The 13482-nt window shown below is 68.4% G+C and carries 7 protein-coding genes; 2 read left to right on the top strand and 5 right to left on the bottom strand.

Annotation, left to right across the window (positions count from 1 at the left end):
* The first annotated feature begins 160 nt into the window (after nt 1–160).
* On the top strand, nt 161–2080 hold the full coding sequence (locus ACZ5PP_RS01595) for a CHASE domain-containing protein (protein WP_464826632.1): 1920 nt from the start codon (nt 161–163) through the stop codon (nt 2078–2080).
* Here ACZ5PP_RS01595 and ACZ5PP_RS01590 read toward each other — a convergent pair.
* The 4 genes from ACZ5PP_RS01590 to ACZ5PP_RS01575 all read right to left on the bottom strand — a co-directional run bounded on the left by ACZ5PP_RS01590 (nt 2077) and on the right by ACZ5PP_RS01575 (nt 11534).
* Nucleotides 2077–4137 carry a YgiQ family radical SAM protein gene (locus ACZ5PP_RS01590; protein WP_464827074.1) on the bottom strand — a complete coding sequence of 687 codons (2061 nt, stop codon included), beginning with the start codon at nt 4135–4137 and terminating at the stop codon, nt 2077–2079. The two genes, ACZ5PP_RS01595 and ACZ5PP_RS01590, sit on opposite strands and share 4 nt — an antisense overlap.
* A gap of 200 nt (nt 4138–4337) precedes the next feature.
* Entirely contained in the window at nt 4338–6242 is a 1905-nt protein-coding gene (locus ACZ5PP_RS01585; protein ID WP_464826631.1) for an ATP-binding protein, read from the bottom strand.
* 86 nt (nt 6243–6328) lie between these two features.
* Nucleotides 6329–7066 carry a class I SAM-dependent methyltransferase gene (locus tag ACZ5PP_RS01580; protein WP_464826630.1) on the bottom strand — a complete coding sequence of 246 codons (738 nt, stop codon included), beginning with the start codon at nt 7064–7066 and terminating at the stop codon, nt 6329–6331.
* A 136-nt stretch (nt 7067–7202) separates the two neighbouring features.
* Complete coding sequence (locus ACZ5PP_RS01575; protein ID WP_464826629.1) at nt 7203–11534, bottom strand: autotransporter domain-containing protein; 4332 nt, start codon at nt 11532–11534, stop codon at nt 7203–7205.
* A gap of 218 nt (nt 11535–11752) precedes the next feature.
* On the opposite strand from ACZ5PP_RS01575, the gene ACZ5PP_RS01570 reads away from it, so the two are divergent.
* On the top strand, nt 11753–12646 hold the full coding sequence (locus ACZ5PP_RS01570; protein WP_012585296.1) for a hypothetical protein: 894 nt from the start codon (nt 11753–11755) through the stop codon (nt 12644–12646).
* Here ACZ5PP_RS01570 and ACZ5PP_RS01565 read toward each other — a convergent pair.
* Nucleotides 12607–13479 carry a hypothetical protein gene (locus ACZ5PP_RS01565; protein ID WP_287471645.1) on the bottom strand — a complete coding sequence of 291 codons (873 nt, stop codon included), beginning with the start codon at nt 13477–13479 and terminating at the stop codon, nt 12607–12609. The two genes, ACZ5PP_RS01570 and ACZ5PP_RS01565, sit on opposite strands and share 40 nt — an antisense overlap.
* Nucleotides 13480–13482: the final 3 nt, after the last annotated feature.

Here is a 13482-nt window from a genome sequence, read left to right as displayed (position 1 = left end):
ACCTCGAAACGCATGCGGATGTAAGCCCGGCCGCGGCGGCGGTCCCACCTGCGGGCTGGCCGCTCCGCACGATTCGTGGAACACTCGCGAACAGGCCACCCCCTCACCCCTCCCGCCCATGACGCAGGACGCAGGATCCGCGCAAGTTCGCGCCGCCGCCATGCTCGACCGCAGCACGGCCGCCTGGCTCGCGCTCATCCTGGGCCTGCTCCTGACGGCGGTGCTGTGGAGATACGTCGACGCCCATCTCGAGGAGCGGACGCGCGACCGCTTCACCACGCACGCCACGCTGGCCCGCGACAACCTGCTCTCGCGCGTGCAGGCCTACGAACAGGTGCTGCATGGCGGCGCCGCGCTGTTCGCCGCGAGCGACCACGTCGGCCGGTCCGAGTGGGCGGCCTATGTCGCAGCCCTCCACCTCGAGCGCTCGCTGCCCGGTATCCAGGGCACCGGCTTCACCGTCATGCTGCTCCCGGCGCAGCTGGAGGCCCACGTCGCGGCGGTGCGCGCCGAAGGCTTCCCCGACTACACGGTACATCCGCCCGGGTATCGCGACCGCTACAGCAGCATTGTCTACCTGGAGCCCTTCGACGGGCGCAACCGGCGCGCCTTCGGCTACGACATGTATTCCGAGCCGGTGCGCCGCGAGGCCATGGAGCGCGCGCGCGACACGGGAACGGCCGCGCTCAGCGGCAGGGTCACCCTGGTTCAGGAGTTCGGCACCGAGGTGCAGCCCGGCTTCCTGATCTACCTGCCGGTGTACGCGAAGGCCATGCCGGTCGCGAGCGTGGAGCAGCGCCGCGCCGCCTTGCTGGGCTACGTCTACGCCCCGTTCCGCGCGTACGACATGATGCAGGCCATCTTCCGCGACGACCTGCGCGACGCCGACATCGAACTGCACGACCTGCACGAATCGCCGCAGACCCTGCTCTACGCCTCGGCCGAGCGCAATGCCGCCGCGCACTACGTCGTCACCCACGCGGTCGAGGTCGCAGGGCGCGAATGGGTGGTCCGCTTCAGCAGCACGCCGGCCTTCGAGGCCGACCACGCGAGCGCGGAACCCGCCCTGATCCTCTACGGTGGCAGCGCTCTCAGCCTGATGCTGTTCGCGGTGATGCACAGCAACGCCCGCCACCGCCGCCGCATGCGTGCCGCCGCGTCGCACCTGGCGCACAGCCGCGACGAGTTCCGCACCCTGGTCGAGAACGTGCCCGGCGTCGTCTTCCGCTGCCAGATCGAACCGCCCTGGAGGGTGATGCACATCAGCCGCGGGATCACCGCGCTCACCGGGGCGACACCCGAGGATTTCATGTCCGGTCGATTGTCGTTCGGAGACTTCATCCTGCATGAGGACGTCCCCACGATCGTCGCCGCGATCGAGAGCGCACGCATCAGTCACACCAACTACGAGGTGGAATACCGCATGCGCGGGCGCGACCGGCGCGTCCATTGGGTCAGCGAGCGCGGCCGCGTGGCGGTCGACGCCGATGATGAACCGCTCCGGCTCGACGGGGTGATCATCGACATCACCGAACGCAAGGCCGCCGAGGAAGCGATCCGCAATCTCGCCTTCGTCGACACGCTGACCCAGCTCCCCAACCGCCGTTTCCTGCTCGACCGCCTGCGCCAGGGCCTGGCCAACGCGCGCCGCCACGGCCGCCACGGGGCGCTGCTGTTCATCGATATCGACCACTTCAAGCGCGTAAACGACACCTACGGCCACGAGGCCGGCGACCAGCTGCTATGCGAGATCGCGGCGCGCCTGCGCCAGGTGGTGCGCGAGGGCGACACCGTGGCGCGCCTCGGTGGAGACGAGTTCGTGGTGATGCTGGAGGATCTGGGCGACGCCACAGCCGAGGCGGGCGAAAAGGCAGCCCTGATCGCCGGCAACATCCTCGCCGCACTCAACGAGCCATACGCAATCGGGGCAGTGCGTCATCACAGCACGCCCAGCATCGGCATCGCCTGCTTCGACGGCGGCGAGCAGCGCGCCGAAGAACTGCTGCGGCGGGCCGACGAGGCGATGTACCGCGCCAAGGCCGGCGGACGCAACCGGCTCGAGACGCTGAACGCCTCCTAGGCCCCGCGCCTCGCCCGCGATTTCGCGCAACCACCCGGCTTGCGCCCGCCCCCGGCCTTCGCCGCCACCAGCCGTGCCGGCTGCTGGCGCGGCACCAGGCAGTGCGGACCGTTGCCGATCAGCTCGGCGCGCCCCATCTCGATCAGCGCCTCGCGCAGCAGCGGCCAGTTCTCCGGGTCGTGCCAGCGCAGGAAGGCCTTGTGCAGCTTGCGGATGCGGCCGGCGCGCGCGGTCTCCACCACCTCGGAATCGGCCGCGACCTTCTTCAGCGGGTTCTTGCGCGAGTGGTACATCGTGGTCGCCAGCGCCATCGGCGTGGGCAGGAAGGTCTGCACCTGGTCGAGGCGGAAGTCGTGCGCCTTGAGCCACAGCGCCAGGTTGAGCATGTCCTCGTCGGTGGTGCCCGGATGGGCGGCGATGAAGTACGGCACCAGGTGCTGCTTCTTGCCCGCGAGCTTCGAGTACTTCTCGAACATGCGCGCGAACTCCTCGTAGGCGCCGATGCCCGGCTTCATCATCTTGGAGAGCGTGTTCTCCTCGGTGTGCTCGGGCGCGATCTTGAGCAGGCCGCTGACGTGGTGGGTGACGAGCTCCTTCACGTATTCCGGCGAGCGCACCGCGAGGTCGTAGCGCAGGCCCGAGCCGATGGTGATGCGCTTGATCCCTGGCACCGCGCGCGCCTTGCGGTAGAGCTCGACGAGCGAGGAATGGTCGGTGTCGAGGTTCTCGCAGATGCCCGGATACACGCACGAGAGTCGCCGGCAGTTCTCCTCGATCGCCTTGCTCTTGCACGCCATGCGGTACATGTTGGCGGTGGGCCCGCCGAGGTCGGTGATGTGGCCCTTGAAGTCCGGCGACTTGTCGCGGATCTCCTCGATCTCGTGAATGATGGATTCGTGCGAACGGCTCTGGATGATGCGGCCCTCGTGCTCGGTGATCGAGCAGAAGGTGCAGCCGCCGAAGCAACCACGCATGATGTTGATCGAGAACTTGATCATGTCCCACGCCGGGATGCGCGCGCCGCCGTAGCTCGGGTGCGGCGCACGCGCGAACGGCCGGTCGTAGACGAAGTCCATCTCGGGGGTGGTGAGCGGCACCGGCGGCGGGTTGATCCACACGTCGCGCGCGCCCGGGCCCTCGCCATGGCACTGCACCAGCGCGCGCGCATTGCCCGGGTTGGACTCGAGGTGGAACACGCGCGAGGCGTGGGCATACAGCACCGGATCGTCCTTGACCTCCTCGTACGCGGGCAGGCGGATCACCGTGCGCGCGCGGTCGGCGCGGCGTGCCGCGACGCGCTCGGCCGCCGGCACGATGCGCACCGGCTGGGCGCCGTCGGCGGCGGGCCTGGGCGCGGCGGCGGCCGGCTCCATCGCGTAGGGGTCGGGGTGGGCGTCGATGCGGCCGGGCTTGTCGAGCGCGCGCGAATCGAGCTCGTGCCATTCGTCCGACGGCCGCCAGCCCGGCTTCACCATGAAGGCGGTGCCGCGCAGGTCGCGGATCGATTCGATCGGCTCACCCCCCGCCAGCCGATGCGTCAGCGCCACCAGCGCACGCTCGGCGTTGCCGAACAGCAGGATGTCGGCCTTGGAGTCTGGCAGCACCGAGCGCCGCACCTTGTCCGACCAGTAGTCGTAGTGCGCGATGCGGCGCAGCGAAGCCTCGATGCTGCCGATCACGATCGGCGTGCCGGGATAGGCCTCGCGCGCGCGCTGGGCATACACGGTCACCGCGCGGTCCGGGCGCTTGCCGGCCTCGGCGCCGGGCGTGTAGGCGTCGTCGGAGCGGATCTTGCGGTCCGAGGTGTAGCGATTGACCAGCGAGTCCATGTTGCCCGCGGTGATGCCGAAATACAGCCGCGGCCGGCCCAGCGCGCGGAAAGGCTCGGCCGAGTGCCAGTAGGGCTGGCTGAGGATGCCGACGCGAAAGCCGTGCGCCTCGAGCAGCCGTCCGACCAAGGCCATGCCGAAGCTCGGGTGGTCGATGTAGGCGTCGCCGGTGACGAGGATGACGTCGCATTCGTCCCAGCCCAGCGCGTCCATCTCGGCGCGCGACATGGGCAGGAAGGGGGCGGCGCGGCAGCCGGGAACGGCGCCGGCAAAGAGGCTGGTCGCGACCGGGTCGGCAACGGCCCGGGCGGTATCGGAGTCGGGATGTGAAGGCATGATGGGCGCCATTGTATCGGGCAGGAGGATCGACGACGTCTCCTTCGACTCCGATCGCGCGCCCGCATTCCCCGCGCCGAGATCCCCTGGCTTCACGCCGGGAACTGCTCCAGCGCAACGCTCAGCTCCGCGCGCCCGATCTCCTCGAACGCGCCCGCCCCCTTGCCGCCTTGCGCCGGCCCGACACCGCTGTAGCCCGACCCGGCGACGACGAGGACACGGTTGGAGCACGCCGGCACCAAGGATGCGAGCAACTCGTCGAGCAGGGCCTCGCTTCCGCGCCCGGGCGTGCCGGCCCCCGGTCCGCACGCGACGCGCGGCGACACCGCGGTGCCGGCGAGGACGAGCCAGTGGAAGCGATCCATTGGGAGTCCCGTCTGCAGGATCTCGTCGTCGTGGATGGCGAGCACGAGGGCATCCACACGCGGGTGGGTGAGCAACATCTGCCCCGAGGCGAACATGCCACCTCCCCGCACGAGCCATTCATCGTCGATCCCGGCTCCGCGCCGGTCGCACCAGCCCACTGCCCAACCCCGCTGGCGCAGTTGCATCACGAGGACCTCGCTCAACGGCGGCGATCCCGCGTCGCCCAGCACGACTACGATCGGGATGCGTCCATCGCCACCGAGCCGCCTGCGCAGGATTTCACCGTAAAGATGTGGCGCCGTGGTCGCACCGAGCTGGGGTTGCGCATTGATCTCGCAGATCGCCGCCCCGGTCTCGAGCCAGGAGCGCGCGATGTCCGGCATCAGCACATCCACCCCGGCGAGGTCGAGCCTCAAGGCCTCCACCGCACGCACCGCCAGCGCGGCATTGTCGGGATGCACCCGCTCGTTCACCGCCACCGGCCTGCCGCCGCCGTTCACGTTGGCGATGCGGCGCAGCCGGACCTCCCGGCCGCGCGCAGGAACTGCGTCGGCAGCGAGGGTCTGCGCGGCAAGGACGCGCCTTGCCTCGTCATCGAGGCTCAGCCTTTTCAGTGCGGCGTGAGGGCCTTCCCCGCGGCGCGGATCCCGATTCTCGCGCGCGACGAGTTCCTCGACGGTGGAGACGCCGTCACCGGTCACCCCGGCGGGAATCCGTTCGATGGCCCACAGCAATCTCCCATCGAGCACCGTCAGCCGGTAGTCCCTTCCGAAGACGTGCTTCTCGATCAGCACCCGAGGGGAGACCGCGCTCGCACCGGCATAGGCGGCGCGAACCTCTTCCTCGGTCTCGAGACCGGTCGACACGCCCACGCCACCATCCCGGTCCACCGGCTTGACGACCACGGGGAAGCCGAGCCGCCGTGCGACACGCACGGCTTCGTCCGCGTCGAACACCGCCTGATGGACGGGCACCGGCAGGCCCGCCTGCCGCAGCCGTGCAGCGGCGGCAAGCTTGTCGCGTGCCAGGGCGACGGCAAGACCTGGCGTCTGCAGGGTCAAGGTACTTTCCAGCCACTGGGCACGCCTGCCGTGGCCGTATTGAAAGCCTTCGAAGGCGAGCGCCATCACCGGTATGCCGAGCTCGTGCGCGGCACGCAGGAAGCGTGGCGTGTTGCCGCCGCGCGGGGCCTGCCGCCCCAGCGACGCCAGGCCCGGGCGCAGGCGTTCCTCCATGCGCTCCAGCCGCATCGGGTCTGCGACCTCGAACGCGCCTTCGAAGAGCTCCAGCACCAGCGACCATGCCTGCCGGGTCGCATCCGCGCGTCCGGGCATCACGGGGAGCAACAGCGTGGTCCGCGCCGCCGGCCCCGTCTCCCGTCTCGGGAGCTGCAACACCTCCGCGGCTTCGAATACCGCCAGCCCTGCGCGCTGCAGCAGCGCGACCGCGCACGCACCCAGCAACGCCGCCCACACGCGCCAGGCCGCCGGTGTGGGCGGCTCGGTGCGCCACGGCAGATCCTCCCCCAGAGCCTTGCGCCAGGCCTGTCCGACGACCTGCCAGACAGGTCCCGGGTCGGCGCTAGCCAGCGCCCCCATCGCATCGGCATCCGCCAGCACGCTGACCAGCATGCAGGGCTGGCGCCTGCCGCGAACATGACCGGGGACCAGGCGGCAAGGCCCGCTCCCAAACAGGCGGCCCTGCCGCTCCTGCCCGGTCATGTCCGCCGCGCCGAGATGGTCAACAAGGACCAGTGCATGGCTGCACCACCGTTGGCGAGCGTGCTCACCCCGAGCTGGTCCTCGATCGCAGCCTGCGTATCGGCCGGGGTGGATGAACGCAGATCGAAGAGTTCGTGACAGAACATCGCCATTGCGGTTCGATCCGGAAAGACCCAATGAAAATCGCGGATCGCGGCGTTCTCCACGGTCCAGCCCGCCTCGGCCAGTTCGCGGAGCGTGCGCTCGTCGAGGAAGATCCCCTCGTGCCCCGTGCTGTTGTGTCCTCCGACGTAGCCGTCGAGAAAGCGCGCCACGGCCGAGGCCGCCGCGACATCCGACACCACGAGCCGCCCCCCGGGCCGGACGACCCGATGCAGCTCGGAGAACAGCGGTCGCTTGTCGTCGAGGTGATGCACCCCCGCGAGGCTGATCGCCCGATCCACGGTCGCACGAGCCCAGGGCAAGGGCAGCAGCTGCGTGGGCTGCCCCGCCACGGCACCATGGTTCGTGAAGCTCGCGCAGGGTTCGTGACCCAGACAGGTGCAGCCGGACGGCAGATACGCCTGAAGATAGCCCCCGCCCGCCGGCACGTCGGCCACCACCATGCCCGGCGCCGGGGCTGCGGCCTCGATCGCCTGCTCGAACTCCTGCCTGCGGGCCTCCGGGTAACGCCTCATCGCGCGGTCGTAGGCCGAGCCGCGCTGGTCGAAAAGTTCCTGGTAGGTCTTGCTCAAGATTTCGCCATCATCACTTGCAGCGGCGCCCCGTGTGCGGCGCATGGGATCCGTCACCCGCACGGCCCGCCGCCGATCGAAAAAAAAGCCACGGGCGTTGAACCCGTGGCTCGAGCTTAGGACAGCGCTTGTCGAATCAGAAGGCCTTGCGCGCCCTCAGCCACGCGGTGTGGTTGAGGAAGTCGCTGCGGCCCTCGACCTCGTAGCGGGCCGAGAACTCCCAGGACTCGATCGGCGTATTGACCAGCCCCAGGCCCGCGCGCACCAGCCACGGGCTCGGATCGACACCGCGGGTCACGAAGGAAGCCCCCGGCGCGCCGGCGAGCGTGGAGGTGATCGAGGACTGCTCGTTCTCGAAGTCGTAACCCACCCCCGCATGACCGACGAAGGTCAGCGTGTCCGACAGCTCGTGCGTGATCTTGCCGTCGAGCGACAGGATCAGCTCGCTGACGGTGTTCTTGCCCACGCTGAGGTCGAGCGCGCCCGCGCCCTGCTCCTGATAGGCGTCATCCTTGATCCGGGCGTAGTCGAGGCGGACCGACGGCGTGAGCGTGGTCTTCTCGCTCATCGGGTAGGTACGCGCGATCCCGACCCCAGCCACGATGCTGCTGCTGTCGTAGCTGGAGGCGGCCACGCCGCCCGTCGTATGGCGCGTGCCGTCGGTGCTGTGACGACCGAAGCCGATCATGCCGTTGATGTCGGTGCGTTCATCCAGCGTGTGGCTGCCGTACAGCCCGAGCTGGTAGGTGTCGACATCGGCGGACTGCTTGGCCGCGCCGGTGCTGTCGACGTCGGTCTCGGAATACGCGAACAGCACGCCGACCCGGTTGGTATCGGTCACGATCGCATCCACACCGACTGCGAGGCCGGCGGTGTCCGCATCGTAGCCGGAAGCGCCGCTGCGCGCGTCCTGCTCCGCCCAGCTGCCGAAGCCCTTCAGCCACATGCGCTTGTCGCCGAGGAAGCCGTCGCCGGACGAACGCCCGAGGTTGCTGTCGACCCGCGCCTGCACCACGCGATTCGCCCCGTGCAGCGCACCGAGCGTCGCCGTGGTGACGCCACCGCTGGCGAGCGGAAGCAGCGTGGCGACCTTGTCCGCGACCTCGCGGGCATTGCCCGAACCGGCCACATCGAAGAGGAAGTCACCCAGGGCTCCCGGCTGCGAGTCGGCCGATCCGAGCAGGCCGTCGAGCACACCGGCGACTCCCGTGGCCGAACTCAAGCCGGCCGTATTCACCGCGTTGGAGATCGTGGTGAGGCCGGTACCCACGACGGAGAGATCGAGGTCGTTGGGCGATGCGTCCGAAGTCGCCATGAAATTCAGCGGCAGGACGTTGTCCGTCACCTTCACCGCACCCCGAGTGATGCCACCCTCGGCATACACCACGTCCTGCAGCACATCCCCGCTGGCGAGCGTGCTGGCCGGGTCGACCATGACGCGGACGCCGGTGCCATCGGCGAGTTGGGCCGTGCCACCGACATGTAACGCACCATAAGCGTTGTCAACGACAGCGCCCGCCTCGTCGCGGACCGGCACGACGTCGATCTTCAGCACACCGGTCGCACTCTGGGTGAAGTTGCCACCCACGTGGCTACCGCCGCGTTCCAGGGGCGATGCGGCCATCGCAGCCATTTCGACTTCGCCCTCGGCAGACTCCTCGGACTGATCACTCAGCAACCGACCGCTGTCGCGGATGTCGAGCGTTCCCGCGTTGTTCATGGCGACCTCGCCACCGAGGAACAAGCGGCCCGACATCAAGCCACCCTGAAGGTTATTGACCGTTCCGGTGCCACCCGAGGCGATGACGGAAAACACCCCCGCCGACTCGATGCCGCCACGACCTTCTGCGGTGATGGTTCCGGAGTTGTTCAAGGTGCCGTAGAAACCATCCTCCGGGACGTCCTCGCCGACCATCACGGCCAGGGTGGGCTCGCTCATGATCTCGTCGGCGCCGATCAAGACGCCTGCGACGCCACTCATGCCCGTAGCGGCAGCCTCGGCAACTGCGCTGATCGTGCCACGGTTGTCGAGCACGCCGTCGGCGCCGATGCCATGGACGACCAATACACCAACCGCGCCTGCACCTGCGGCCTCCTCGACGTTCTCGCCGTTGGCGGTGACCGTCGCGGAAGCGGATGCATGAATGGTGCCCGTGTTCGTGAAGCGACCGTCGAAGCCGTCCACCACGACGCCGTATGCGGACGCCCCGTCGTAGGATCGAGCCTCGGCCTCCTCGCCCGTGGCGACGGCCGAGAGGGTGGCTTCTGCCTGGATGGTTCCGGAGTTGGTGAAGTTGCCGGTGTAGACGCCCGGACCCGAAACCCAGATCTCGACGCCAGCCGCCTCGGCGCCTCCGGCAGATGCGCTGGCGCTCGCGCCGCCATTCGCCAGGGCCGTGACCGTCGCGCGCGAAACGATGCTGCCGCCGTTTTCGAAGTCCCCGCCGGCACCGCCGAAGCTGACACCCGAGGTCCATGCTTCACTGGCCATCGCTGCCGCAGCATCACCGGTTGCCGAGGCAGACACGATGGCGCTGGCCGACACCGACCCGGTGTTCGAGACCTTGCCATCGACCACAGCGCTCCCGATACCTGCGGCGTCGGCGCCGTACGCCCCTGCGTAGGCCTCATCCTCGGCCTCGGCGACGGCTTCCGAGCGCGCCTCGGCAACAACCGTGCCGCTGTTCTCGATACGCCCTTGCGAGGACACCAGCCCGGTACCCACACCGATGGCATACGTGCCACCTGCGCGCACCGCGACGCTCGTCGAAGGCGCCGGCTCCTCTTCCATCGCGAGCAGGCTGTACCCCGCCTCGTAATCACGGCCTTGCGCGAGAGCCGTGGCTGTCACCGTGCCCGCGTTGCGCAAGGTGCCCGAGACCTTGCCGTAAGAGTCTTCGCCGTCGTAATCCTCACCCGTGCCGAAACCGACCCCCACCGCGTTTGCGTAACCATCCTGCGTGATCGAAGTGGCATCGATCGTGCCGTCGTTGCCGATCGTGCCGCTCAGATCGCCGTAGCGGATCGACACGCCACGCGAACGTGCGGTCGATGCCTCGGCGCGCGCCGAGATTTCACCGTTGTTCTGCAGCGTCCCGGAGACGTTGTAGCCGACGCCGACCCCGTAGGCGCCGGCGTAGCCATCCTTGCTCACGGCTTCGGCAGCGATCTCGCCGTCGTTCTGGATCGTGCCGATCAGGTCGCCGGAATAGGTCGAAACACCGTAGGCGTGCGCATAGCCCTCCTCGACCTCGCTGCGGGCGCCGATGCTGCCGCTGTTGGCGAGCTTGCCGACCAGATCGCCGGTAACGACGCCATAGGCCTTCGTGTAGATCGAAGAGCCGCCTTCGCCCGCGGTCCGGACGGACTCTGCCCGGATCGTCCCGGCGTTGTCGATCGTCCCGCTCATCGATCCGTAGGCTCGCACCCCGTAGGCATTCGCGTAGCCGTACTGGTCGCCGCCACTGACCTCGGTGCGTGCCAGGATCTCGCCCGAGTTGAGCAGCTCTCCGGTCAGATCGTCGCTGACATGCACGCCTACCGCCCACATGTAATCCGAGTAGTTGGAATAGCCACCCTCGGACGAGCGCGTCGCCGTCGCATGAATCGTGCCCGTGTTCTCGAGCGAGCCGGTGAGATCCTCTCCGATGGAAACCCCGTAGGCGCGGACGTAGTCGTTGTAGTTGCTGCTGCCTTCAGCGCTCTGGGCATGGGCCTCGATGGCACCACTATTGGCGAGCGCCCCGTTGAGCGATCCACGGATGCGGACGCTCTCGGAGTCGGTGAAGGAATACGACGAACCTCCGGCACTATCCGCCCGGGACTCGGCGCGGACATTACCCGAGTTGGTCAGCGTTCCATCCACATCGCCATCGATCGAGACGCCATAAGCCCCGGCGTACCGGTAGCCACTGCTCGTGACGTTCTGAGCGGACACCTCGATCGTGCCCGCGTTTGCGAGACTCCCGCCGAGATCCCCCCTGATCAGTACACCGTAGCCGTCGCCGTAGCCATCTCCCTGGCCGGTGGCAGAGACGGAGACCGTGCCGGTCGACGCGTTGACGACACTACCGGAAACCCGGCCCTCGAACAGCACGCCATAAGCATAGGCGTTGTAGCCCTCGGCATCGGCCTCCAGCGTGCCCTGGTTCGCGAAGTTGCGCGCGTAAGGCGCCGCCTGCACCTCGACCCCGATCGCGGTCGTTCCAGTGGCCACGACGCTCCCGCCGGCCGCGACGGTCACATCGACGTTCTCGTAGCATTGTGTCGAAGTCTGCGCGTCGGTGAGCGGATTTTGCCCCTCACAGGACTGGGCTGCGGCGAGGCCGGGCCCCATGAAAAGCGCTGCGATCGCGGTGGCCAGCGCCTTCCTGACCGACGAGGGCTTGCCCTTCGCCGAAGCATTCTCTCCAGCGACGATGTACGCGTTGCGCGCGTCGCTCCAGACGATACGATGACTCTTGTTCATGACGTCAAGCCTCCCTTAGAGAAGTCACGAGAAACACGTCCATCGACCCAGCCAGGGGGTCTCCGGATCAATCGTATGGCGCCAGTCTTCACGCTTGTTTCTCGCCCCCATCGCGAGCTTCAAGTCTTCTTCGGCACCAAGGTGTAGAAACGATCTCTTATCCAGAAACATACTGCAACAAGATCCGATTGCATACCCTGCATGGGCGGAAACCTCACATGCAACGCATGAACGCAACACTCGCGAATCCTCTCCTTCCTCCGCCCGTGCGCATCGCACTCGCGCTCATGGCAGCCGGCGCCATGAGCGCGTGCGCGCCGTCCGGGCTCGAAGCGCGCCGGACCGAAGCGCGGAGCCTCGCCGCGCATGCAGGCTGGGAGCGTGTCGCGATCGACAGCGGACGCTTCGTGCTGATCGCTCACCGCCCCCATACCGTTCGGCGCGTGGACACGCTTAGCGTCTATATCGAGGGTGACGGGCTGGCCTGGCTGAGTCGCTCGGAGCCATCGCGCGACCCCACGCCGCTCGATCCGGTTGCCCTGGGCCTCGCGCTGCGCCAACCCTCGGGGGCCGCGGTACATCTGGCCCGACCCTGCCAATTCACCCTCGACCCCGAGCGCCGCAACTGCAGCAAGCAATACTGGACCTCCCATCGCTTTGCCGGCGAGGTCGTGGATTCGATGAGCCGCGCGATCGATCGCCTCAAGGCGGATCAGGGTGCGCAAGGGCTGGAACTGGTGGGGTATTCGGGCGGGGGGGCGATCGCGGCGCTGCTCGCCGCGCGCCGCGGCGATGTCGAACGTCTGATCACCGTCGCCGGCAACCTCGACCCTGCGGCCTGGACACGCCTGCACCGGATCACCCCGCTCGAAGGATCGCTGGATCCGGTCGATGTGGCGCCCGCGCTCTCGAAGCTGGAGCAGATCCATCTCGCGGGGGCGAAGGATCGCGAACTGCCCGCTGAGCTCGCCGAGGGATGGCTGCGCCGCTTGCGCACCCCCAGCGCGGCCCGCCTGCAAGTGGTTCCCGACTTCGACCATCACTGCTGCTGGGTCGAGGCCTGGCCGACGCTCTACCCGGATCCGGCCCCCCGCCCCGACCCGGCGCGCTGAGCCTCGTTCGGTCGCGTGCGCACCGACTCGTCGGCGGCGAGCGCTCGACGGCCCTCGACGGCCAGGAACCGGAGTTCCCCGAGCAGGGTCTCGAGCATCGCCACCGCGGCCGGATAGTCCCCCGCAGCCGCGCAAGAGAAGAGTTGCGCGATCCGCTGCTCGTAGTGCGCCGGACGCTGCGGCAGGCGGGCGATGACCAGGCTGCCCCCCTTCTCCAGAACCGGATACACCCCATTCACCGCAAAGACGAGGAGGTTGGCGAAGAAGACGAAGCCCGAGCACAGCCCGACGAGGTATTGAAGATCCAGCCGACGGGAGATCTTCGCCGCATGCGTGACGGTGATGTCGGCCTGCTGGAGGAAGGTATCGACGAGCGCGGCCCTGAGCGCGACCGGGAAAGGCGTGGCGGCAGCGCGCAGGCGCTCCAGGTGTCCGTCGGGGTCGCTGCACACGATCAGATGGACGACATGGCTGATCAGCCCGGTGCTCAAGTCGCCATGCGGAAAGAGCTGCCGGATCGACCAGGTGAATGCGCCCTCCCGCGCCTGCTCGATCTCGCGCTCGATGGCCAGGAGATCCTTCTGGAAGATCTCGAATCGATGCGTACCCAGCCTCCCCGACACGAATCCCGCGGGATCCCTGAGCTCGCAAACCCCGGCGCACGCACGAAGCGCGTCGAGGATCTCCCGCGCATCGACCCGTTCGCCGCCACGCCGGAACAGCACCAGATCGAAATCCGAAGCCTCGGAAGCGATCCGCAGCCCGCGCGAGCCGCCGATGCCAACCCCGACGACCCGATCGAGCCGCCCCAGCGCGCGGATCAGCTCATCCATGCC

The organism is Thauera sp. DNT-1 (assembly GCF_055393985.1).
The sequence above is the reverse complement of the archived record's forward strand: the minus strand, read 5'-3'. Positions and strand labels throughout refer to the sequence as shown.